This window comes from Luteitalea sp. TBR-22, from assembly GCF_016865485.1.
In the GTDB taxonomy this organism is placed as follows: Bacteria; Acidobacteriota; Vicinamibacteria; order Vicinamibacterales; family Vicinamibacteraceae; genus Luteitalea.
The window spans coordinates 1,355,212-1,377,867 of record NZ_AP024452.1; the positions used below are offsets into that span (position 1 = coordinate 1,355,212).

At 71.1% G+C, this 22,656-nt stretch carries 19 protein-coding genes; 15 read left to right on the forward strand and 4 right to left on the reverse strand.

Going from position 1 to position 22,656, the window contains the following annotated elements; all coding sequences use genetic code 11:
- Window positions 1–19 precede the first annotated feature (19 nt).
- From TBR22_RS05565 to TBR22_RS05595, 7 genes are all read left to right on the forward strand, one after another.
- On the forward strand, window positions 20–1,549 hold the full coding sequence (locus tag TBR22_RS05565) for an ADP-ribosylglycohydrolase family protein (protein WP_239491968.1): 1,530 nt from the start codon (window positions 20–22) through the stop codon (window positions 1,547–1,549).
- A complete protein-coding gene (locus TBR22_RS05570) occupies window positions 1,550–2,368 on the forward strand; it encodes an META domain-containing protein (RefSeq protein ID WP_239491969.1) in 819 nt (272 codons plus the stop codon). It abuts the gene before it with no gap.
- 40 nt (window positions 2,369–2,408) lie between these two features.
- Complete coding sequence (locus TBR22_RS05575; RefSeq protein ID WP_239491970.1) at window positions 2,409–3,587, forward strand: hypothetical protein; 1,179 nt, start codon at window positions 2,409–2,411, stop codon at window positions 3,585–3,587.
- A gap of 167 nt (window positions 3,588–3,754) precedes the next feature.
- The gene (locus TBR22_RS05580; protein WP_239491971.1) at window positions 3,755–4,951 is read left to right on the forward strand and encodes a family 1 glycosylhydrolase; all 1,197 of its coding nucleotides are present in this window, start codon (window positions 3,755–3,757) and stop codon (window positions 4,949–4,951) included.
- A 225-nt stretch (window positions 4,952–5,176) separates the two neighbouring features.
- Window positions 5,177–5,851 (forward strand): PEP-CTERM sorting domain-containing protein, encoded by a 675-nt coding sequence (locus tag TBR22_RS05585; protein ID WP_239491972.1) that lies wholly within the window; start codon window positions 5,177–5,179, stop codon window positions 5,849–5,851.
- Between the two features lie 146 nt (window positions 5,852–5,997).
- The gene (locus TBR22_RS05590; protein WP_239491973.1) at window positions 5,998–6,360 is read left to right on the forward strand and encodes a hypothetical protein; all 363 of its coding nucleotides are present in this window, start codon (window positions 5,998–6,000) and stop codon (window positions 6,358–6,360) included.
- A 5-nt stretch (window positions 6,361–6,365) separates the two neighbouring features.
- Complete coding sequence (locus TBR22_RS05595) at window positions 6,366–6,692, forward strand: cupin domain-containing protein (RefSeq protein ID WP_239491974.1); 327 nt, start codon at window positions 6,366–6,368, stop codon at window positions 6,690–6,692.
- A gap of 115 nt (window positions 6,693–6,807) precedes the next feature.
- Here the strand turns inward: TBR22_RS05595 and TBR22_RS05600 are convergent, their stop codons facing one another.
- Window positions 6,808–7,695 (reverse strand): alpha/beta hydrolase, encoded by an 888-nt coding sequence (locus tag TBR22_RS05600; RefSeq protein WP_239491975.1) that lies wholly within the window; start codon window positions 7,693–7,695, stop codon window positions 6,808–6,810.
- A 214-nt stretch (window positions 7,696–7,909) separates the two neighbouring features.
- Here TBR22_RS05600 and TBR22_RS05605 point away from each other — a divergent pair, with 214 nt between their 5' ends.
- The 8 genes from TBR22_RS05605 (at window position 7,910) to TBR22_RS05640 (ending at window position 18,492) form a co-directional block, all read left to right on the forward strand.
- The gene (locus TBR22_RS05605; RefSeq protein ID WP_239491976.1) at window positions 7,910–9,241 is read left to right on the forward strand and encodes a neutral/alkaline non-lysosomal ceramidase N-terminal domain-containing protein; all 1,332 of its coding nucleotides are present in this window, start codon (window positions 7,910–7,912) and stop codon (window positions 9,239–9,241) included.
- Entirely contained in the window at window positions 9,238–10,608 is a 1,371-nt protein-coding gene (locus TBR22_RS05610; RefSeq protein ID WP_239491977.1) for a DegT/DnrJ/EryC1/StrS aminotransferase family protein, read from the forward strand. Before TBR22_RS05605 ends, TBR22_RS05610 begins: the two co-directional genes overlap by 4 nt.
- Window positions 10,609–10,624: 16 nt before the next feature.
- A complete protein-coding gene (locus tag TBR22_RS05615) occupies window positions 10,625–11,371 on the forward strand; it encodes an ATP-binding cassette domain-containing protein (protein ID WP_239491978.1) in 747 nt (248 codons plus the stop codon).
- A gap of 4 nt (window positions 11,372–11,375) precedes the next feature.
- Window positions 11,376–12,911: an ABC transporter permease/substrate-binding protein gene (locus tag TBR22_RS05620; protein ID WP_239491979.1), complete on the forward strand. Its 1,536-nt coding sequence runs from the start codon at window positions 11,376–11,378 to the stop codon at window positions 12,909–12,911.
- A 14-nt stretch (window positions 12,912–12,925) separates the two neighbouring features.
- Complete coding sequence (locus tag TBR22_RS05625; protein ID WP_239491980.1) at window positions 12,926–15,346, forward strand: hypothetical protein; 2,421 nt, start codon at window positions 12,926–12,928, stop codon at window positions 15,344–15,346.
- A gap of 220 nt (window positions 15,347–15,566) precedes the next feature.
- Complete coding sequence (locus tag TBR22_RS05630) at window positions 15,567–16,139, forward strand: NADPH-dependent FMN reductase (protein WP_239491981.1); 573 nt, start codon at window positions 15,567–15,569, stop codon at window positions 16,137–16,139.
- A 1-nt stretch (window position 16,140) separates the two neighbouring features.
- Window positions 16,141–18,048, forward strand: a complete 1,908-nt coding sequence (locus tag TBR22_RS05635; protein WP_239491982.1) for a heavy metal translocating P-type ATPase — start codon at window positions 16,141–16,143, stop codon at window positions 18,046–18,048.
- 261 nt (window positions 18,049–18,309) lie between these two features.
- Window positions 18,310–18,492, forward strand: coding sequence for a DUF2256 domain-containing protein (locus tag TBR22_RS05640; RefSeq protein WP_239491983.1), 183 nt, complete (start codon window positions 18,310–18,312; stop codon window positions 18,490–18,492).
- Here the strand turns inward: TBR22_RS05640 and TBR22_RS05645 are convergent.
- The 3 genes from TBR22_RS05645 to TBR22_RS05655 form a co-directional block, all read right to left on the reverse strand.
- The gene (locus tag TBR22_RS05645; protein ID WP_239491984.1) at window positions 18,484–19,602 is read right to left on the reverse strand and encodes a PHP domain-containing protein; all 1,119 of its coding nucleotides are present in this window, start codon (window positions 19,600–19,602) and stop codon (window positions 18,484–18,486) included. The two genes, TBR22_RS05640 and TBR22_RS05645, sit on opposite strands and share 9 nt — an antisense overlap.
- 116 nt (window positions 19,603–19,718) lie before the next feature.
- Window positions 19,719–21,419 (reverse strand): bifunctional UDP-sugar hydrolase/5'-nucleotidase, encoded by a 1,701-nt coding sequence (locus TBR22_RS05650; RefSeq protein ID WP_239491985.1) that lies wholly within the window; start codon window positions 21,417–21,419, stop codon window positions 19,719–19,721.
- A gap of 163 nt (window positions 21,420–21,582) precedes the next feature.
- Complete coding sequence (locus TBR22_RS05655) at window positions 21,583–22,509, reverse strand: phytanoyl-CoA dioxygenase family protein (protein WP_370651489.1); 927 nt, start codon at window positions 22,507–22,509, stop codon at window positions 21,583–21,585.
- Window positions 22,510–22,656 lie beyond the last annotated feature (147 nt).

Here is a 22,656-nt window from a genome sequence, read left to right on the forward strand (position 1 = left end):
TATGCGATTGCGTGCGTTGATGTCCGGAGCCCTGCTCTGCCTGGGACTCGGTGTGCCCGCCGAGGTCGCGGCCCAACCCTCGACGGCTGCCGCATCCGTGCGGATCTCCAAGGCCGTGCTCCGCGACAAGATTCGCGGCGGATGGGCGGCGCAGACCATCGGCGTCACCTTCGGCGGCCCCACGGAGTTCAACTACAACGGCACGTTCATCCAGGACTACGAGCCGATCCCGTGGTACGCGGGCTACCTCAAGGAGACCTACGAACGGTCGCCGGGCCTGTACGACGACGTGTACGTCGACCTGACGTTCGTGGACGTCATCCGCAAGCACGGCCTCGACGCGCCTGCGGCGACATTCGCGCAGGCGCTCGCGGGCGCGGAGTACATGCTGTGGCACGCCAACCAGATGGCCCGCCACAACGTGCTGCGCGGCCTGGCGCCCCCGGCCAGCGGGCACTGGCGCAACAACCCGGAAGCCGACGACATCGACTTCCAGATCGAGGCCGACTTCATCGGCCTGATGTCGCCGGGCCTGCCCAACGCTGCCACCGCGTATGCCGACAAGGTGGGCCACATCATGAACTCGGGCGACGGCTACTACGGCGGCGTGTTCGTCGCCGCCATGTACTCCCTCGCGTTCGTGCACGACGACGTGCGCACGGTGGTGACGCGGGCGCTCGACACGATCCCGGCGGCCAGTCGCTTCCACAAGACCATCAGCGCCGCGATCCGGTACCACGATGCCTACCCCGACGACTGGAAGCGCGCGTGGTTCGAACTGCAGCGCGAGCACTCGGAGGACGTCGGCTGTCCCGAGGGCGTGTTCGTCGCCTTCGACATCGACGCGCGCATCAACGCGGCGTACGTCGTGCTCGGGCTGCTGTACGGCAACGGCGACATGAGCCGCACGATCTCGGTCGCGACGCGCGCTGGCCAGGACTCCGACTGCAATCCGGCCACCGCGGCCGGGGTGCTCGGCACGATCCTCGGCTACGAGCGCATCCCCGCCTACTGGAAGCAGGGGCTCGCCGAGGTCGAGGCCCTGCCGTTCAAGTACACGACCATCTCGCTCAACGACGCCTACGCGCTCTCGTACGAGCACGCGCTCGAGGTGGTGCGTCGTGCCGGCGGTCGCGAGGACGGCGACGCGGTCCTCATCCCCGTCCAGGCGCCGGCGCCGGTCGCGCTCGAGCAGAACTTCGAGGGACACCATCCGGTGGCCGAGATCCGGCTGGCGCGGGCGACCGACGGCCTCGAGACCCGCTTCGAGTTCGACGGCATCGGCTACGCCATCCAGGGCAGCGTGCACAGCGAGGACGGCAAGGACCACGTCCTGCTCGTCGACGTCCTGATCGACGGCCGGCCGGCGGAGACCGTGGAACTGCCGACCAACGTCAATCGTCGTCGCTTCATCCCGTTCTGGAAGTACGAGCTGCCCGACGGCCATCACACCGTGCGGCTGCGCCTGCAGCGCGCCGTGCCGGGCGCGTCGCTGCGCCTGCAGCGGGCCATCATCTATGGCAGCGCGCCGCGGCGACCGGAGATCTGAATGACCACGCTCATCCTTTCGACCTGCGACCCCGTCGTGCGCGCCCGGGCGCGGCGCACCGGCCTGGCACTGACGGCCCTGCTGGCCCTCGCGAGCGCGACGTACGCACAGTCCACCACGGGCTCGGCCACGACGACCTTCCGCGCGGTAGGGAACGAGCCCGGCTGGACGCTGGACATCGGCGGGGGGCGGATCTCGCTGGTGGCCGACTACGGCGCGACCAGGGCCGACGCGCCACTGCCGGCAGCGACGACGCTGGAGGCGGGGAAGCGCCTGGTGGCGCGGACCACTGATGGTCGTGCGCTCGAGGTGACGCTGGTCGACGTCGTGTGTGCCGACACGATGACCGGGATGCCGCGGCCGGTGACCGTGGAGGTCGTACTCGACGGGCGGACGTTGAAGGGCTGCGGCGGCGACCCCGGGTCATTGCTGCGCGGCAAGACCTGGGTGGTCGAGGACATCAGCGGCCGGGCCGTGGTCGACCGTGCACGGGTGACGCTCGTGTTCGGCCAGGGCGGTCGAGTGTCGGGAACGGCCCCGTGCAACCAGTTCCGCGCCACCTACGTGCTGTCGGGCGAGGGGCTCGGCATCACGATGCCGATCTCGGGCATGCGCGATTGCCCGCCCGCACAGACGGCGCAGGAAGGGGTGTTCCTCGAGGTGCTCCGCGGCGTGCAGCGCTTCGAGATGACCCGCGACGGCGCGCTGGTGCTCCACGCCGCCGATGGCGGCCGGCTCACCGCCCGCGCCGAGGATCCCGTGCAGGCCGCGCTCGAGCAGGAGGCGGCGAAGCAGAAGAAGAAGAACAAGAAGCAGTGATCGTGGCGCGGTCGGAACGGATGTTGCTCCCGCAGGAGCCGTGACCGTCCCCTCCTCGCTCTTCCGTTCATTCTGGATCGGCGGTTTCGAGTCCGCCACGCACATCACCGACTGCAGCGAGCGCCTCGACATGATCGCGGCGACGCAGCACGACCGGCAGGTTGACGGCGACTACGCCCGCCTGGTGGCGCACGGCATGCGGACGGCGCGCGACGCCATGCGGTGGCACCTCATCGAGCAGCGTCCCGGCCGCTTCGACTTCTCGAGCGTGGCGCCGTTCGTCGATGCGGCCCGCGCCCATGGCGTGCAGGTGATCTGGGACCTGCTGCACTACGGCACGCCGTGCGGCGTCGAGCTCTTCAGCCCGGAGTTTCCGCGTCGGTTCGCCGAGTTCGCGCGCGCGGCGGCCACCTGGTTGAAGGCACAGGGCGAGATGGCGCCGCTGCTGACGCCGATCAACGAGCTGTCGTTCTTCGCCTGGGCCGCCGGTGAGGTCGGCTGGTTCTATCCGCACGGTCGGGGGCGGGGCTACGAGCTGAAGCAGCAGCTCGTGCGTGCGTGGGTGGCCGGTGTCGATGCCGTGCGGGAGGTGACCCCGGCGGCACGCGTGATCTCGGTCGAGCCGCTCATCCACAACGTGCCGCCGCTCGGGCACGACGACGTCGAGGGGCGAGCCGCGGCGCAGCGCGCGTCGCAATGGGAGGCGTGGGACATGATCGCCGGGCTGCGTCAACCCGAGCTCGGCGGTCGCGCCGACCTGCTCGACGTGGTCGGCGTGAACTTCTACCACGACAACCAGTGGGAGGTTCCCGGCGGGGAGAAGATCGCGTGGCACGTGCGCCCGCGCGACCCGCGGTGGGTGCCGTTCCACCGCCTCCTGCGCGAGGCCTGGGACCGCTACCGCCGCCCGATCTTCGTCGGCGAGACCAGCCACGTCGGCGCCGGCCGCGCCGAGTGGATCCGCGAGATGACCGACGAGTGCGTGCGGGCCATCGAGGACGGCGTGCCGCTCGAGGGCCTCTGTCTGTATCCGATCATCGACCGCTACGAGTGGGACGACCCTGGCCACTGGCACAACAGCGGCCTCTGGGACTATCAGCGCGACGCCGACGGGACGCTGCGGCGCATCGTCTGCGAGCCCTACGCCGCCGAACTGCAACGCTGTCAGGCGCGCATCGCGCAGGCGCGTCACCCGTTGGCGTCGCCGCTGCGCGGCTGAGCGACGGCGCACCGGTGCTGGTGACGCCCCACCGTCCGCCGCGCCTGCCCCATCGTCTGAGGAGAGCAGGATTTCCGGTGGAATTCGCGCGGCCGCACCGGCCGGCGACGGGGAACGCGCCTTGCGACGTGCAGGGAAGGTCCCGACGGCCTCCTCACGCACGATCCATGTCCACGCCGCTCACGTTCCTCCCCTCGCTGTTCGACTCGTTCTGGCTCGCCGGCTTCGAGTCGGCCTGCCACGTCACCCGCGCGGGCCGGCGCCTCGACATGCTCGCCGCGACGCAGCACGACCGGTTCGTCGACGAGGACTACGCACGCCTCGAACAGGTGCGCATCGGCACCGTGCGCGACACCATCCGCTGGCATCGCGTCGAGCCGTCACCCGGCCGCTTCGACTTCGCCTCCGTCGCCCCCTACCTGCAGGCCGCGCGTGCCAACGACCTGCAGGTCGTGTGGGACCTGCTGCACTACGGCGTGCCCGACGACGTCGACGTCTTCGCGCCATCGTTCGTGGACCGCTTCGCCGGGTTCGCGCGCGCTTCGGCCCGCTTCATCCGCGAGCACGGCGACGAGGTGCCTTTCTACACCCCGATCAACGAACTGTCGTTCTACGCCTGGGCCGCGGCCGACGTGGGCTGGTTCCACCCCCACGCCCATGGCCGTGGCGCGGAGTTCAAGCGTCAGCTCGTGCGTGCCTGGATCGCGGCCGTCGACGCCATCCGCGACGTCGACCCGCGGGCGCGATTGGTGTCGGTGGAGCCGCTGATCCACGTGGTGCCGCCGCTCGGCCAGCCCGACGAGGGCGGACGCGCGGCCGCGATGCGGGAAGGGCAGTTCGAGGCCTGGGACCTCATCGCGGGCGTGCGAGAGCCCGCCCTGGGCGGCGCGGCGCACTACCTCGACGTGATCGGGGTGAACTTCTACCACGACAACCAGTGGGAGGAACCGGGGGGGCGCCGGCTGCACTGGCACGTCCATCCGCGAGATGCCCGCTGGCAACCGCTGCACCGGCTCCTGCAGGAGGTGCACGCCCGCTTCGGCCGGCCGCTGATCATCGGCGAGACCAGCCACGTCGGCGTCGGCCGCGCCGAGTGGATCGCCGAGATCACCGACGAGGTCGTGCGGGCGCTGACCGCAGGCGTGCCGATCGAGGGCATCTGCCTGTACCCGATCATCGACCGGTTCGAATGGGACGACCCGACGCACTGGCACAACAGCGGCCTCTGGGATTTCGTGCACCAAGCCGATGGCGCGTACACCCGGGTGCTGAACGAGCCGTACGCGCAGGAGTTGCGGCGCTGCCAACTCCGGCTGGCGGCGATGGGCTGCGGCACCGTGGAACCCTCCTCGGTCACCGCGTGAGCGCCGGCATCGGCTCAGGTCCGACGGGAGCACCTGAAGCGAGAGAATTGTCTGCTGAACGCAAGACTTCCTGGGCCTCTCCCCTCCTGCCTGCGCGACCGATGAATGGCAGAGCTTTGGTATGAGCTTCGCATAGCCCCGTCCGAACCGAGTCCATCGCGGAGGTCGCACGGGACCGGCACGATCCGGTGGTGCGCGGCACCGCCATCTCGTTCGGGAGAGCACATGAGAATCACCTTGGCAGGCGCGCTGGCAGGCGTGCTCATGCTGGCCGGGCAGGCCGCTTACGCGGCGCCCATCACGACGCTGTTCAACACGGGCATGGCGGCCGACCGCTCCCTTCTGGCCGACGGAACGCTCGGCGATCCCCACTACACGCTCACGACCGTTCCCCTGACCAGTACCAGCACGATCCGCGTGATCACGGAGGCCAGCGGTTACCCCATCGGCCCCTACATGGGCGACAACCTGCAGTCCCGTTGGATCGGGCCCAACAACACCCCCGACGTGGACGGGCCCGCCGGAACTTACGTGTACCGCACCACGTTCAGCCTCGCCGGGCTGAATCACGCCACCGCGTCCATCAGCGGCCTGTGGGCGACCGACAACGAGGGCCTGAACATCTACCTCAACGGCCAGGCGCGCAACTTCCAGTCGGCTTCCTATGGCTTCTTCTCGCCGTTCGTGCTCAACAGCGGGTTCCTGCCCGGGCTGAACACGATCGAGTTCCACGTGAACAACGGCGGCGGCCCGACGGCGCTGCGCGTCCAGATGAACGGCACGGCCGACCCGATCCGCGATCCGGATCCCGATCCCGACCCGGCGCCCGAGCCGGCCACCCTTGCCATCCTCGGCGCGGGTCTGGCCGGCGTCGCGCTGCGTCGTCGCACTCGCCCCTAGCCACCTGGTCGGCGTGTGGAAGCAAGGCCCTGCCTCGGCAGGGCCTTTTCCTTTCTGCGGCATGCCCGCGTGGCTGCGACCGTTGCCGACGGGTGCATGATGATCGGGTGCGCCGGCGTCGTGCATCACCTCAGCCCTCGCGCGCGATGCGTGAGGAGGCCGAGGACCGGCTCCACCATCGGGTGTACGTGGTGCGCCTGGCGCACCCGCGGCACCCGGGCGTACGCGACTGCTACTACGTGGGGATGACCGGGCTGCGACCCGAGGAGCGCCTCGAGAACCACAAGGCGGGCATCAAGGCCGCGGCGGTGGTCCGCCGCTACGGCCTCGAACTGGCGTACGAGTGGTTCGACGACATTCCGCCCATGACCTACGAGGACGCCGCGCAGTGCGAACCGACGCTGGCCGACGAACTGCGCGACCGCGGCTTCGTCGTCTTCGGCCCGACCAACCGCCCGTCCGAGCCGCCGCCTCCGCGTGCCCGCCGGCGGGCCAGCAAGAAACGGTAGGCACCATGGCCACCTCCAGTCTCCCCGCCGCTCAAGCCCTCGCCTTGAGTGATCTCGTCACCCCGACGGCCCACGGCATCGCGAGCCGCGTGCTCGCCAAGGCGGCGGGTGGCAACGTCACGCTGTTCTCGTTCGACGAGGGGCAGGGGCTGACCGAGCACACGTCGGCCTTCGACGCGCTGGTGCTGGTGCTCGAGGGGCGCCTCGACCTCACCATCGGTGGTCAAGCAGTGACCGCCACGCCGGGCACGATCGTGCGCCTCCCGGCCGACGTGCCGCACGCCCTCGACGCCCCGGAGGCTGCGAGGATGCTGTTGGTGATGGTGAAGTAGCCGGGAGTCGGCAGTCGGGAGTCGGGAGTCGCCGATGGCGGAGCGGGGCCTCGCCTCGTGCCACGTGGAGCTGCCGGCCTTGGCCGGCAGTCACCGCATCTGGCGCGTCACTTCGTCACTTCGTCACGCCGTCCAGCCACGCGATGAGGTCGGCGGTGACCTCGTCGCGGTTGGTCTCGTTCACCAGCTCGTGCCGCGCGCCGGGGTAGAGGCGCAGGCTGACGCGGGTGAGGCCGGCGCCGACGTACGCGTCGTACAGCCGTCGCACGCCGCGGCCGCGTTCGCCGACCGGATCGCGATCGCCGGCGATCAGGTGCACCGGCAGGCCGACGGGAATCCCGCGCAGCAGCGCATCCTGGCCGAGCACCGCCTTGCCCTCCAGGAAATCCACCCATGCCTGCGTCGTGAGCGGGAAGCCGCACAGCGGGTCGGCGATGTAGGCGTCGACCTCGGCCGGATCACGCGACAGCCAGTCCATGTCGGTGCGAACCGGCGAGATGCCACGGTTGTAGGTGCCGAAGACGGCCTGCTGGACCCAGCGGCTCGGCGTGCGCGGCCCGCGTAGCCGGCGCTCGGCTCGCGCGAGCAGGCGCCCGACGTCCTCGAGGGCGCCGGGAGGGCCGTTGCTGCCGCACAGGACCGCCGCATCGTAGTCGCGCCCGTACCTGCCGATCAGCGTCTGCCCGACGAACGAGCCCATGGAGTGCGCAAACAGCACCAACGGCACGCCCGGGTGGGCAGCGCGCAACGCCAGCGTCGTCGCGTGCGCCTCGGTGACCAGCGCCTCCCAGCCGCCCTCGTCACCGAAATGGCCCTGCCCACCCGTCTCCTGGTGCGCGCCGTGCCCACGATGGTCGTGCGCCCACACGGCATACCCGGCGTCGTTCAGCGCCGCCGCCAGGCGCCCGTATCGCGCCCCGTACTCGGCCATCCCGTGGACGATGTGGACCAATCCGCGGGGGCTGGCGATCTCCCAGCGATGGATCGGGGGCAGCTCGGGCATGATTCACCATACCGCCGAACACAAGGGACCGGGGACCCGGACTCACGTCACCAGGACGTCAAGGGACCGGTGGCCAGCGGGCAAGGGACGAGGAGCGAGCGCCCTGGTCCCGTCCCCCTTGTCGCTGCTCCCTCGACGTCCTTGTCCCTCGTCCCTCGACTCCCTTGTGACTCGTCCCCTTGTCCCTCGTCTCTTGTACAATCCGCCCCAACCCGTGCCTCTCCATCGTCGAGCCTTCCTGACTGCCGCGGCGGTGGCAGCGCTTCGCCCGTGGCGCCTGGACGCCGCAGGCTGGCGCGCCGGCGTGGCCACCGTCGACATCACCCCGAAGACCTCGCTCTGGATGGCCGGCTTCGCGGCGCGCACGCAGCCCGCCCAGGGGACGTCGCAGCCCCTGCATGCCAAGGCGCTGGCGATCGAGGACGTTCGCGGCCGACGGCTCGTCGTCGTCACGCTCGACCTGCTCGGCGTCACCGGCCCGATGGCCGACCGCATCAGCACGGCGGTCCGGGCTCGCTACAAGGTGCCGCGCGAGCGCCTGTTGCTCGCGTCGAGCCATACGCACAGCGGGCCGGTGGTCGACACGCAGTTGCTGGTGGCCTACGACGTCACGCCGCAGCAGATTGCCGACATCGAGGCGTACACCGGTTGGCTCGAGGGGCAGATCGTCGACGTGGTCGGCGCCGCGCTGAAGGGGCTGGCGCCTGCGACGCTGCACGCGGGCGAGACGACGGCCGGCTTTGCCGCCAACCGTCGCGTGCAGTACACGCCCGACGGGCCCGTCGATCATCGCGTGCCGCTGCTGCGCGTCGACATCGGCGGCGCGCCGAAGGCCATCCTCTTCAGCTACGCCTGTCACAACACGACACTGCAGGCGAGCAACGTGGAGTGGCATGGCGACTACGCCGGCGTCGCGCAGGCCGCCATCGAGGCGGCGCAGCCGGGGCTCACCGCGCTGTTCATGACCGGCTGCGGCGCCGACGCGAACCCGAAGCCGCGTGGCACGTTCGCCGACGTCGAGCAGCACGGCCGTGCGTTGGCCAGGGCCGTGACCGACGCGATGACGGGGCTGGCGCCCATTGCCGGAGACACGCGCGCCGCGATCGAGTTCGTGGACCTCCCCTTCGAGAAGGCGCTGACGCCCGACGAGTGGAAGACGCGCTTCGGCCTGGCCGACCCCTATGTCGCCCGGCACGCGCGCCTCATGGAAACCGTGAAGGCCCGGGACGGCAAGCTGCCGACGAGCCAGCCCATTCCGCTGCAGGTCTGGCGATTCGGCAAGGCCGTCACGCTCGTCGCCCTCGGTGGCGAAGTGGTGGTGGACTATGCGCTGCGCCTGCGTCGCGAGCATCCCGACGACCACGTCTGGCCCGTCGGGTACGCCAACGACGTGTTCGGGTACGTGCCCTCGAAGCGCGTGCTGACCGAGGGCGGCTACGAGGGCGGCGGCGCGTTGCTGTACTACGGTCGCCCGGGCCCGTTCGACGCCACCGTCGAGGACCGCATCTTCACGACGCTCGAGCGCCTGTTGAAGGAGACACGATGACCATCGACCGCGCACGTCGCAAGTTCCTCGGCACCGTCGCCGCCGGCGGCGCCTCGCTCGTGGCTGCGCGTCCGGCACGATCCGCGTCGCAAGCTGCCGCGCCCCGCGCTGCCGTCGCCGGCGGCAAGCCGGCCGTGCTCGGCGGCACGCCGGTGCGCACGGCGGCCTTCCCGTCGTGGCCGGTACAGGACAGCCGCGAGGAGCAGGCGCTCGTGTCGGTGCTCAAGAGCGGGCGCTGGGGACGCGGGGGTGGTTCGCAGGTCAAGGCGTTCGAGACGAAGTACGCCGAGGTCACGGGGACGCAGCACTGCCTGGCGACGGCCAACGGCACGTCGGCGTTGCTGACGGCGCTTGCGGCGATGGGCATCGGGGCCGGCGACGAGGTCATCGTGCCGCCGTACACCTTCGTGGCGACCGTCAACGCGGTGCTCGCGCTCAACGCGCTCCCGGTGTTCGTCGACACCGACATCGAGACGTTCCAGATCGACGCGACGAAGATCGCCGCGGCGATCACGCCGCAGACGCGCCTCATCCTGCCGGTGCACCTCGGTGGCGCGGTCGCCGACATGGACACCATCCTCGCGACGGCCAACGCCCGCAACATCGCCGTGATCGAGGATGCCTGCCAGTCGCACCTCGCGCAGTGGAAGGGCCGGCACGTCGGCTCGCTCGGGCGGGCCGGGTGCTTCTCGTTCCAGGCCAGCAAGAACCTGAACAGCGGCGAGGGGGGCGCGATCATCACCAGCGACGCGACGCTCGCCGAGCGCGCCTACGCGTTCCACAACAACGGCCGCCCCGGTTCGGGCAGCGACTTCGCCTACCGGCACACCGGGCTCAACCTGCGCCTCACCGAGTTCCAGGCGGCGCTGCTGCTGGCGCAGATGACCCGCCTCGAATCGCAGGCCAGCCAGCGCGAGACCAACGCCGCGTACCTGACGAAGGCGCTCGCGCAGATTCCCGGCATCACGCCCGCGAAGATGTACCCGGGCGTGACGCGCAACGCGTACCACCTGTACATGTTCCGCTACGATCCGTCGGCCTTCGGCGGCCTGTCGCGCGCCGGCTTCCTCAAGGCGCTCAAGGCCGAGGGCATCCCGGCCAGCAGCGGCTACTCGCCCCTGAACGACGAGCCGTTCCTCGCCAACACGCTTGCCGGCACCGCCTACCAGCGCATCTACGGTGCCGCGGCGATGAAGGCGTGGCCGGAGCGCAACCGCACGCCGCAGAACGCGCGCCTCTGCGAGCAGGCCGTGTGGCTCACGCAGACCATGCTGATCGGGCCGCGCCAGGACATGGACCACATCATCGAGGCCGTGACGCGCATCCAGAAGCACGCAGGCGACATCGCGCGCCAGTCCAACGACTAGGATCGGCGCGCCGACCGTGAAAGCCGCGGCCGTCGACTTCCAGGGCGTCTCGTTCAGCCACGAGGACGGCACGCCCGTGCTCGACGGCCTGACGCTGTCGGTCGCGCCCGGCGAGGTCGTGTCGCTGCTCGGCCGCAGTGGCGCCGGCAAGTCGACGGTGCTGCGGCTGGTCAACCGCATGCTGCTGCCGACCCGCGGCAGCGTCATCGTCGAGGGCGCCGACACGCGCGAGTGGGATCCGATCCGGCTGCGCCGTCGCATCGGGTACGTCCTGCAGGACGGCGGACTCTTCCCGCACATGACCGTCGCCGACAACGTGGGCGTGGTGCCACGCCTCGAGGGTTGGGCGCCGCACGAGACCGAGGCGCGCGTCCGCACGCTGCTCGCGATGGTCGGGCTGCCGCCCGAGCGGTTCGCCACACGATGGCCGTCCGAGTTGTCAGGGGGACAGCGACAGCGGGTCGGGGTCGCGCGGGCGCTTGCCGTCGATCCACCGGTCCTCCTGATGGACGAGCCCTTCGGGGCGCTCGACCCGATCACCCGGGCGGAACTCCAGCAGGAGACGGCCCGCCTGCAGCAGGCGCTGCACAAGACCGTGCTGCTGGTCACGCACGACGTCGAGGAGGCGCTCCTCCTCAGCGACCGCGTCTGCATCCTGGAGGATGGGCGCGTGCAGGCCTGCGTCGATGTCGCGGCCTTCGATCACGCCGACGACCCGGTGATTGCCGCGCTGCGCGATGCCAGGCTACGGAGGAATCGGTGACGCGATGGCGGTGATCCAGTTCTGGCTCGCCCATCGCGCGGAAGTGCTCGCGCTGCTCGGGCAACACCTGCTGCTCGCGGGCGTGGCGACCCTCGTGGCCACGGCGATCGGCGTGCCGCTCGGCATCGCCGCCGCCCATCGTCCGCGCCTCGGCGCGCCGCTCGTGGGCCTGGCCAACGTGGTGCAGACGATCCCGAGCCTCGCCATGTTCGGGTTCCTGCTGCCGTTGCCCGTGCTGGGCGGCATCGGACCGCGCACGGCCATCGTCGCCCTCACGCTGTACGCGCTGTTGCCGATCGTCCGCACGACCATCACCGGCATCACGGGGATCGATCGCACGGTGCGCGATGCCGGCATCGCGCTCGGCATGACGCCGCGCCAGCTGCTGTGGCAGGTGGAGTTGCCGCTCGCGGTGCCAGCCATCGTGTCCGGCGTGCGGATCGCGGCGGTCGTCGCGGTGGGCGCCGCGACGATTGCGGCGGCCGTCGGCGCCGGTGGGCTCGGCGAGTACATCTACCGTGGCCTCGCGATGGTCGACACCACGGTGATCCTGGCAGGCGCCATCCCGGCGGCCCTGCTGGCACTCGTCGTGGACGGCGCGCTGTGGCTCGCGCAGTGGCGCCTGCAGCGCCGGGAGCGTCGTCGCATGCGGCGACGCACGCTCATCGTCGGCGGCGTGCTGCTGGTCCTCGGCCTGGCGGCGTGGGCCATCGTCGCCTCGCGCGCTGGTGCCGAGATCGTCGTCGGCTCGAAGAACTTCGGCGAGCAGCTGGTGCTCGGCGAGATCGTCGCGCAGGCGTTGGAGCGCGAGGGGCTGCGCGTGCGTCGGCAGCTCAACCTCGGCGGCACGCTCATCTGCGACCGCGCGCTGCTGGCCGGCGACATCGACGTGTATGTGGAGTACACCGGTACCGCGCTGACGGCCGTCTTCAACAAGCCGATCGGCGCGTCGCGCGATGCGGTGACCGCGACGGTGCGTGAGGCCTACGCGCGCACCGGTCGCACGCTGCTCGCGCCGCTCGGGTTCGACAACACCTTCGCAATGCTCGTCCGTGGGGCCGACGCGCGCGCGAGGGGCTTGCGGACGATCGAGGACGCGGCGCGCGAGTCGCCGCGATGGCGCGCGGCCTTCGGCTACGAGTTCCTCGATCGCCCGGACGGGTTCACGGGCCTGGCGCGGGCCTACGGGATCACGCTCGCCGAGCCGCCGCGCGCCATGGACCTGTCGCTCACGTACCGTGCACTTGCCGCTGGCCAGGCCGACCTGATCGCCGGCGACGCGACGTCGGGCCTGATCCGCGCGCTCGACCTCGTGGCCCTCGAGGACACGCGTCACTACTTTCCGCCCTACGATGCGGTGCCCGTCGCCCGCGCCGACACGCTGTTGCGCGAGCCCCGGATGCGCGCCGCGCTCGATCGCCTGGCCGGCCGCATCACCGCCGCGCACATGCGGGAGATGAACTACCGCGCGGAAGCCCTGCGCCAACCCCCGGCCGACGTGGCCCGCGACTTCCTCGCCGGCCGCATCGCCGTCCCCTGACCGGAGCCCGTCGCGTGCCTCGTTTCGTTCGTGTCGTGATCGTGTGCCTGTTCCTGGCGGCCGGGGCCACCGCGCCCGCGCGCGCCGCCGTTGACGACCTCGTCGATCTGTCGCGGGCCACCGTGGTCGTGCGCCGCGATCCGCGCCCGCCCGCCGAGCGTGCCGCCGCCGACGTGCTGGTCGAGGAGGTCGAGCGTCGTCTCGGCGCGAGGCTGCCGGTCGCGACGGACTGGCCGACAGGGGCGCCGGTCACGATCGCGCTGCTGTCGGGAACGGCGGCCGCGCCGTGGGCCGGCGCACCCGCGCTGCCCGAGCGCCGCGACGCTGGCCGCGCTGCCGAGGGCTTCCAGGTGTCGGTCACGCGTGACGCGCGCGGCACGACGGTGTGGGTGCTGGGCGCCGACGGTCGTGGCGTACTGTTCGGCGTCGGCGAGCTGCTGCGAGCCCTGCGATGGGTGCCGGGCGCGACGGCCGGGCCACGCGGCATCCCCGCGACCATGGACGTGGCAAGCGCGCCGGCGTACCCGATTCGCGGCCACCAGCTCGGCTACCGCCACCACTCCAACACGTACGACGCGTGGGACGAGGCGCGCTACGACCGGTACGTGCGCGAGCTCGCGCTCCTCGGCGTCAACAGCATCGAGAACATCCCGTTCCAGGACACCCGTGTCAGCCCGCACTTCCCGCTGCCGCGCGACGAGATGAACGTCGCGATCAGCCGTGTCTGCGCGCGCTACGGCATGGACTACTGGATCTGGGCGCCCGCCGACTTCGACCTGAACGACGCGGCGCTGCGCGCCAGGACGCTCGACTCGCTCGAGACGCTCTTCGTGAAGCTGCCACGCATCGATCACGTCTTCGTGCCCGGTGGCGATCCGGGCCACAACCGCGCCGAGCTCGTGCTGCCGTGGCTGAAGGACCTTGCCGAGCGTCTGCGTCGCCATCACCCGCGCTCGCAGGTGTGGCTGTCGCTCCAGTGGTTCGACGCGCCGCAGATCGCCTGGATCTACGACCAGATCAACAAGGAGCCGCTGCCCTGGTTCGGTGGTCTCGTGGCGGGGCCCAGCAGCCCGCCGCTGGCCGAGACACGGGCCCGCCTGCACCAACGCTACCGCCTGCGCGACTACCCGGACGTGACCCATGTCGTCCGCGCCCAGTACGTGGTGCCCGACTGGGATCCGGCCTACAACTTCACGCTCGGGCGTGAGCCGATCAATCCGCGACCCGTGTTCTATGCGTCGCTGCACGACCGTATCGCCTCGCACACCGACGGCTTCATCAGCTACTCCGATGGCGTCAACGACGATGTGAACAAGGCGATCTGGAGTCGGAAGGCGTGGTCACCCTCGGCAACGCCGCGCGAGATCCTGATCGAGTACGCGCGGCTGTTCTTCGGCGAGCCGGTGGCCGAGCGCGCCGCCGATGGCCTGCTGGCCCTCGAGAAGAACTGGGAGGGCCCGCTCGCCACCAACGGCGCGGTGGACGGCACGCTGTCGTCCTGGCAGCGGCTCGAGGCCGAGGTGCCCGCCCTGGAGGGCAACTGGCGCTGGCAACAGGCACTGTTTCGCGCCTACTACGACGCCTACACGCGCCACCGGCTCCTGCGCGAGAGCGCGATCGAGCAGCGCGCGAACGCCGCGCTGCTGCCCCCGTATGCCGGGACCGCCGCTGACGCCGTGGCCCGCGCGACGGCCATCCTCGCCGAGGCCGACACGACTGGCTCTCACGACGCCTGGCGTGCCCGCATCGTCGCGCTGGGCGCGGCGTTGTTCTCGTCCATCGGCATGCAGATGGATACCCCGAACTACAAGGCGAGCGGCACCGAGCGGGGCGCCGTGCTCGACTTCCTCCACTACCCGCTGAACAACCGCTGGTGGCTCGAGGACGAGTTCACGAAGGTACTCGCACTACCCAGCGAGACGGAGCGACGCTCCCGGCTCGAACTGCTGGCGCGATGGGAAGACCCCGGGCCGGGAGGCTTCTACGACGACCTCGGGCACGTGGGGAAGTCGCCGCACGTGCGCAAGGCCCGGATCAGCCAGGCCAACCCGCCGGAACTCGAGGATGGGCCGACGCCGCACTTCACGTGGGAGCAGGAAGGCCGCAGCCGCAAGCGCCTGGCCTGGCAGGTGAGCCTGCGCTGGCCCATCGCGCTGGTGTACGAGCAGATCGACCCGTCGGCGCGCTACATGGTGCGCCTGAACGGCAACGGCGACGTGCGCCTGCGCATCAACGGCGTCCCCGTGCAGCCCGCCGTGCCGTCGACCACGCTCGGCGAGCCGAAGCTGTTCGACGTGCCGCTCGACGCCATCCGCTCGCGCCGCATCGTCGTCACCTTCGACGACATCGACGAGAGCGACAGGAACTGGCGCCAGCACTCGCGCGTGCACGAAGCGTGGCTCATCAAGGTCCCGCCGGGACGCGTCGGCGGGTAGCGGCAGGAGACCGGGGTCGGGCGCGGTCTGCCGAGGTTCAGGGTAGGGCGCGGTCTCCCCCTCGACTTCGCTCAGGGCAAGCGACCGCGCCGTTAGTCGGTCGTCAGGCCCTTCAAGCCAACGGCGGGGTGGGACACCCCGCCCTACCTGTGGGGCACCTCGCCCTGCTCGCGACCGGGCCTCACGGGTCTCTCACCCCGGGTGAGGGATACTTGGAGGGATGTTGCGCCTCCAGATCATCGTCGTCAGTACGCGGCCCGGACGGAAGGGGCCTGCCGTTGCCACCTGGTTCGAACAGCGCGCCCGCGCCCACGGGGCCTTCGAGGTCGAGGTCGTGGACCTCGCGGAGGTCGCCCTCCCCGTGTTCGACGAACCCGAGCACCCGCGCCTCCGCAAGTACCAGCACGAACACACGAAGCGGTGGAGCGCGATCGTCGAGCGCGGCGACGCCTACGTGTTCGTGACCCCGGAGTACAACTTCAGCGCGCCGCCGAGCCTGCTCAATGCGCTCGACTTCCTGTACACCGAATGGGCCGAGAAGCCCGCCGGCTTTGTCAGCTATGGCGGCGTGTCCGGCGGGTTGCGCGGGGTGCAGATGGCCAAGCAGGTGCTGACCTCCCTCGGCGTGATGCCGATCGTGGCCGGGGTGGCGATTCCCTTCTTCGCCACGCGCCTCGGTCCCGACGGCGCCTTCGCGTCCGACGAGAAGCTCGACGGGTCGGCGGCTGCCCTGCTCACCGATCTGGCTCGCTGGGCCGGCGCCCTGGCGTCGATGCGCGCGTCCCGGGGCTGACGTGGGCCTTGCGCCTGGGGAAGGTGCCACGCCCCGGATCGATGCGCGGCTCGCGCTGAGCCTCGCCTGTGGCGCGCTGCTGCTGGTCGCCTGGGTGGGGGAGACGTGGCTTGGTGTGCCCCACCCGGTCGCGATCGGCCTGTACGTCGCGTCGGGCGCCTGCGGCGCCTGGGACCTGGTCCGCACCAACATCGCGGTGATCCGGGGCGGACACTACCGCGCCGACATCGACCTGCTGATGCTGCTGGCCGCCGTTGGCGCCGCCGGCCTCGGCGAGTGGGTCGAGGGCACGTTCCTGCTGTTCCTGTTCTCGCTCGCCAATGCCGCCGAGCACTACGCGATGGGGCGCGCGACCGGCGCCATCCGCGCGCTGGGCGAGTTGACGCCACCCACGGCGCGACTGCTCTTCCCTGACGGACACGACGAGGTGGTGCCGATCGAGCAGGTGACGCGCGGCGCCCTGGTGCTGGTGCGCCCGGCCGAGCGGATGCCCGTCGATGGCATCGTGCGCAGCGGCCGATCGGCGGTCGATCAAGCCCCGATCACAGGTGAGTCGGTGCCGGTCGACAAGGCCCCCGGCGATCAGGTGTTCGCCGGGACGGTGAACGGCGACGGCGCGCTACAGGTCGAGACGACCGGCGCGGCCGGCGAACGCACCCTCGACCGGATCATCACGTTGGTCGCCGAGGCGCAGGCCCAGAAGGCGCACACCGAGCAGCTCACCGCGCGCTTCGAGCGCGTCTTCGTGCCCGTGGTGCTGGTCGGCGCCGCGGCGCTGATCGTGGCGCCGCCCCTGCTCGGCGCCTGGCCCTGGGCCACCAGCATCTACCGCGGCATGGCGCTGCTCGTGGCCGCCTCGCCCTGCGCGCTCGCCCTCGGCACGCCGGCCGCGATCCTGTCCGGCATCGCCCAGGCGGCGCGTCACGGCGTGCTGGTCAAGGGCGGCGCGCAACTCGAGGCCCTCGGGATGGTCCGGGCGCTGGCCGTCGACAAGACCGGCACCCTCACGATGGGACGGCCGGAGGTCACCGACGTGCTTGCCGTGGATGCCGAGCCCGATCGGGTGCTCGCCATCGCAGCCGCCGTGGAGCGGCAGTCGCAGCATCCACTGGCCGAGGCGATCGTCCGCCGGGCCGACGCCGAGGGCGTGTCCACGCCGGCCGCCGGCCCGCTCGAGAGCGTGACGGCGCGCGGCGTCCGGGCGCTCGTGGACGGCGCGACCGTCGAGATCGGCAGCCTGCGGATGTGGGCCGACCTGCCCGGCGGCGTGCCGGCACGGGTCTCTGAAGCCGTGCAGGAGCTGCAGGCCCGGGCGCGCAGCACGATGGTCGTCAGGCACGGCTCGTGCTGGCTCGGCGTGATCGGCGTGGCCGACAGGCCGCGCCCGACGGCGCGGGCGGCGCTCGGCGCCCTGCGCCGCCTCGGCGTGTCGCCCATCGTCATGCTCACCGGCGACAACGAGCAGGTCGCCGAGGCGATTGCGCAGGAAGTCGGCATCGACGAGGTCCGCGCGCACCTGCTGCCGGCCGACAAGGCCGAGGCGATCGCGCAGCTCCGCCGCCGACACGGTGGCGTCGCGATGATCGGCGACGGGGTCAACGACGCGCCGGCGCTGGCGAGCGCGACCGTCGGGATCGCGATGGGCGCGGCGGGCACCGCGGCGGCGCTCGAGGCCGCCGACGTCGCGCTCATGAGCGACGACATCGCCCAGGTGCCGTTCGCCATCGGCCTGGCCCGCCAGACACGCCGCATCATCGTGCAGAACCTGGTCATCGCGCTCGGCGTGATCGCGCTGCTCATCGTGGTGACGACGACCGGCACGATCGGCATCGGCCCCGCCGTCGTGCTGCACGAAGGCAGCACGCTGGTGGTCATCGCCAACGCGCTGCGATTGCTCGCCTATCGATGAACGCCGAACGACGGACGTTCGTAGCCGTCGACATTCATGTCGACGGTCAGTGATCTTCCCCGATGATCGATCCGTCGCCCGTGCGTCGGCCAGGGCCGACACCTACATGCGGACGTGGGGTTCGCCGGCCCCGTGTAGCCGTCGCCCTTGGGCGACGGTCAGGGGCCGTTCCGTTCGTAGCCGTCGACATTCATGTCGACGGTCAGTGATCTTCCCGGAAGATCGATCGAACCCTGGCCTTCCCGCGTCCTACCACCTGCGATGAACGGCGTGAAGAAGCAGCACCTGCCCACGAAGATCTGCGCGACCTGCGGGCGCCCGTTCACCTGGCGCAAGAAGTGGGCGCGCGACTGGGAGCAGGTCAAGTACTGCAGTGATGCCTGCCGCCGTGACTCGACGCGCCGTGTCGACGTCTCCGCCACACGTCCGGTCCGCTCACCGTGACCCGGCTCGTCGCGCGGCGCACCACTCGAGCAGTCGCCCGATCGGCCACGTGTTGATGACCTGATCCGGTGGCACCTGCGCAAGGCGCGCGTGGGCCACTGCCGTCTCCGCATAGGCGAGCTGATCGATGCCGTGGGCATCGCTGTCGACCGCAATCAGGCAACCGGCGTCGGCCGCCTCTGCGGCCATGGTGTGATCGAGATCCTGGCGCGACGGGTCGCCGTCGATTTCGAGCGCGACGCCGGTCCTGGCCGCCGCCTCGAAGATGGCCGGCCAGTGCGCCGACACGCCGGGTCGCGACCCGTACATCCGCCCGCGCGGGTGGCCGATCACGTGCACGCCCGGCTGACTCACTGCCGCGAGCATGCGCGCGGTCTGGTCCTCGGCCCGGCGCAGCGCCGAATGAGGCGACGCGATGACGATGTCGAGCGTGGCGAGTTCCTCCGGCGTCATGTCCACGCTGCCGTCGGCGCGCAGGTTCGCCTCGATCCCTTTCAGCACGTGAAACCGTCCGGCCCAGCGGGCGTTGAGCGCGTCGATCTCGGCATGCTGCCGCGCGAGCCTGTCCATCGGCACGCCGCCGGCGATGGGCAGGCCGTACGAGTGGTCCGAGATCGCGCAGTAGGCGAGGCCGCGAGCCGCGCACGCGTCGGCCATCTCCTCGACGCCGTGTGCGCCGTCGCTGTACGTGGTGTGCATGTGCAGGTCACCGCGGATGTCGGCGAGCGTCGGACCTGCGAGCCCCTCACGTCGCAGGGCCTGCATGACCTGCGCACGGCTGAGGAAGTGCTCGCGGTACGTGGCGCGCGTCTCGACCGCGGCCACCGCCCCTGCGTCTCGCACCGCTTGCTCGACGGTGGGGGAACGGCCGGTGTCGAGGATCTCGAGCACGACGCGCAGTGAAGAGGGGCCGACGTGCTTGACGCGTGGGAGCGCTCCCTCGGGCCCGCGCAGTTGCGTGAGCGGCACATCGAGATCGAGGATGGCCGCGGCCGCGCGCTTGTAGCCCCACGCCTTCTGGGTGGAGGATTGCACCGCCGCGAGATCACGAAGCGCTGCGGCGACCCGGCTGTTGATGTCCTCGATGGCGTCCGGTCCGTGGGGGCCCATGCGCGAGAGCGATGCAGGAGGCGGGCCATCGCACGGTCGCCGGACTCCGGGAATCGAGCTCGGGCATGGCCCGGTCGCACGCCGCAGCCGGGCCGGCCCCTTCCTTCGATGTCGCCCTACTGGCAGCGCACCGGATACGTGTTCCCCGGCACGCGCACGCGCTTGCGGTCGGGATCGTGGTGGCCCACGGTGCCCGCGACGATGCCCCTGGCCTGGCTGCCAATCACGGAGACGATCGACTCGCGCATCGGCGTGTCGAGCTGCAGCGTGAAGCGCTCCGCCATGTCGGGGAAGTACCCGCCGCCGCCCGAGGACAGGAACTCGCTCGTCACCACCTTGAGGGGCGCGTCCGCCGGGAGTACTTGTCCGTTCCGTGACACCGCCACCCGTGGCGTGGTGCCGTCGCAGGTGATCGTCACCTCGATGCCGGACACGATCGGGATCGGCCCGCGTGTCACGCCTCGGAGGATGGCCTCGGAGACCGTCGCCACCGGCAGCGTCGCCGTCGCCACCACGCTGTCGAACGGCAGCAGGGCGTACAGCTTCCCGTAGGTGATCGGGCCGGCCGGCAGCGACGTGCGCGTGCCTGTCGCGTTGTAGATGGCGACGTCGGCCTCCGGGTGCGCTGCCCGCAACAGGTCCACCACCAGGTTGCTGGCCGGCGACTCGTCGCGCGTCGAGTGCGGGTAGGCCTGTGCCGCCGTGACGCCCAGCGGCTGCTCGCGCCGGCGACGCGCCCGCTCGATGTCGTCGCGCAGCACCGCGATGAGGGCGGCGTCGCGGCGCACCGGCCGTCCTTCGTAGGCGGGCGGCTGGCAGGCATCGGCGGCCCACGTGTCGATCTCGCGCGGCGTCCTGCCGTCGCACACGTACTGCGGCGGATGGATCCGCGACGAGGTGACGCGACCGGCGGCGGGATCGACCACGAGATCGACGCGGCCGAACGCGCGACCGACGTTGAACGGCTCGACGATCGCGATGCCGCTCACCCGGTGGGCGATGCCGTCGTGGGCATGGCCCGCCGCGATCGCGTCCACCAGGCCCGCCGGCAGCGCCCGCGCCAGCCTGAAGATCTCGCCCTGCTCCCGGCAGCTCGACACGTCGTCGGGATCGCCGAAGGCCTCGCAGCGCCCGCCGGCGTGCGCCAGCAGCACGACCACGGCCGCGCCTTCACTGCGCAGCCGCGTCGCCTCACGCACGACGATGTCGCGCAGCGGCGCGACGGTGAGGCGCACGAGGTTGCGGGGATCGGTGGCCGACGGCGTCGCCGTGGTGGTGACGCCCACCAGGCCGACGCGCACGCCCGCGACGGTGACCATCACCGACGGCCGCACGTTGGGCGGCGTCCACGGTCCGCCTTCGCGCGTGAGGAGATTGGCCGCCAGGAACGGGAAGCGGGCCTGCCTGGCCCGCGCCTCGATGTTGCCCGTCGGGTTGTCCGAGGCGTCGCGCGGGACCGTCCGCGGGCCGACGGGACCGAAGTCGAACTCGTGGTTGCCGATGGTGACCGCGTGATAGCCGAGGGCGTTGTAGGCACGGACGCTGGCCGCCCCCTCGCCCAGGTTGGACTCGAGCGTGCCCTGCCACATGTCGCCGGCATCGACGAGCAGCACGTCGCCGCCCTCGGCACGCCGCGCGGCGCGCAGGTTCTGCACGTAGCCCGAGATCCACGGCAGGGACTCGAGCCGTCCGTGGATGTCGGTCGTGGTGACCAGGGTGATCGTCCGCGGCCCGGCCGCCGTCGCAGGGGCCGGGGCCGGCACTGGGCGAGCACAGGCCGCGGCCAGCAGCAGGATCAGGAAGGGCCAGCGGCGCACGGGAAGCACTCTAGCAGGCTCGGGGCTAAGGGCTCACGGCTGAGGGCTCAATCGAGCGTCGACCTGAAGGTCGACGCCTACGGCGGTAATTGACCCGAGGACCGCCCAATGGCGCTCCAGCGCGTAGCCGCCGACCTTCAGGTCGGCGGTCGGGCCGCGATCGTCACGCCCAGGGCACCAGTCCCAGCAGCTTCTCGCCGAGCGGCGTGAGCGTGGCGGTCTGCGCGTGCTGGCGCTCCCAGTCGCGCGGGTCGCCGGGGAACGCGGGGCGCTGCGGGTGATCGAGCTCGCGCCACAGGCGGATGCGCTCGAGGCGCTCGGCCTCGTTGTGCCACTCGGCCGGGTGCATCGCCACGTACTGCGCGATGCGCGGCCGGTCGATCGAGTGGTTCGGTCGCACGCCGTGCGCGAGCAGCGAGTTGAAGATCAGCAGGTCGCCGGCCTCCATCGACACGTTGACGATGCGCAGGCCGGTCGTGTCGGGGTGCATCGGGTCGCGGTCGGCCGGTTGGGTCTTCACCCACGCATCGAAGTCGGAGAACAACTCGGGCACGCACTGGAAGCCGCCGGTTTCCTCGTCCTGCGCGGCCAGGCTCAGCACGCCCTGCACGCCGATCGGCAAGGGCCGCTTCGACGTGTCGACGTCCCAGTGGATGAAGCCGTTCGGGTTGCCCTTCACCTTCTTCGGCAGGTTCAGGTTCGCGCGGTCGATCGTCACCCACAGGTCCTCGCGGTCCCAGATGTCGACGAACGCGTCGTACACGCGTGGGTCGGTGCGCGTGTCCCACAGGTACTGGTGGTTGTAGATCTCCAGCATCCCCGTGTGATTCAGCTCGCGCATGGCGTGCTCGCGCCGCTGCGGGGCTTCCCAAGTGGCCGGGTCGTGCGGGTCCTTCTCGTCGAACCGCCAGAGCAGATCCACCAGCCGGTCGACCTTCTCGCGTGGCACGGCCTGCTTGACGATGACGTAGCCCTGCGTGATCCAGTGCTGCCAGTCGTCCTCCGACAGCACGCGCAGCGGCAGCCGCTTGCGGATGTCCTTCAGCTGCACGTCCGAGACATGCGACGTCGGGTGGCTGTGCTCGTTCATCGAGATGTGCACGATGATCCTCTCGGCAGTCGGCAGTCGGCAGTCGGCAGTCGGCAGTCGGCAGTCGGCAGTCGGCAGTCGGCAAGTCGGCAGTCGGCAGTCGGCAGTCGGCAGTCGAGGTAGTGCGGCGTGTCCCACGCCGCCGCT

Coding starts and splice junctions, on each gene's coding strand:
- TBR22_RS05565 (WP_239491968.1), top strand. CDS start 20: ATGTCCGGAGCCCTGCTCTGCCTGGGACTCGGTGTGCCCGCCGAGGTC.
- TBR22_RS05570 (WP_239491969.1), top strand. CDS start 1,550: ATGACCACGCTCATCCTTTCGACCTGCGACCCCGTCGTGCGCGCCCGG.
- TBR22_RS05580 (WP_239491971.1), top strand. CDS start 3,755: ATGTCCACGCCGCTCACGTTCCTCCCCTCGCTGTTCGACTCGTTCTGG.
- TBR22_RS05585 (WP_239491972.1), top strand. CDS start 5,177: ATGAGAATCACCTTGGCAGGCGCGCTGGCAGGCGTGCTCATGCTGGCC.
- TBR22_RS05590 (WP_239491973.1), top strand. CDS start 5,998: ATGCGTGAGGAGGCCGAGGACCGGCTCCACCATCGGGTGTACGTGGTG.
- TBR22_RS05595 (WP_239491974.1), top strand. CDS start 6,366: ATGGCCACCTCCAGTCTCCCCGCCGCTCAAGCCCTCGCCTTGAGTGAT.
- TBR22_RS05600 (WP_239491975.1), bottom strand. CDS start 7,695: ATGCCCGAGCTGCCCCCGATCCATCGCTGGGAGATCGCCAGCCCCCGC.
- TBR22_RS05610 (WP_239491977.1), top strand. CDS start 9,238: ATGACCATCGACCGCGCACGTCGCAAGTTCCTCGGCACCGTCGCCGCC.
- TBR22_RS05620 (WP_239491979.1), top strand. CDS start 11,376: ATGGCGGTGATCCAGTTCTGGCTCGCCCATCGCGCGGAAGTGCTCGCG.
- TBR22_RS05630 (WP_239491981.1), top strand. CDS start 15,567: ATGTTGCGCCTCCAGATCATCGTCGTCAGTACGCGGCCCGGACGGAAG.
- TBR22_RS05640 (WP_239491983.1), top strand. CDS start 18,310: ATGAACGGCGTGAAGAAGCAGCACCTGCCCACGAAGATCTGCGCGACC.
- TBR22_RS05645 (WP_239491984.1), bottom strand. CDS start 19,602: ATGGGCCCCCACGGACCGGACGCCATCGAGGACATCAACAGCCGGGTC.
- TBR22_RS05655 (WP_370651489.1), bottom strand. CDS start 22,509: ATGAACGAGCACAGCCACCCGACGTCGCATGTCTCGGACGTGCAGCTG.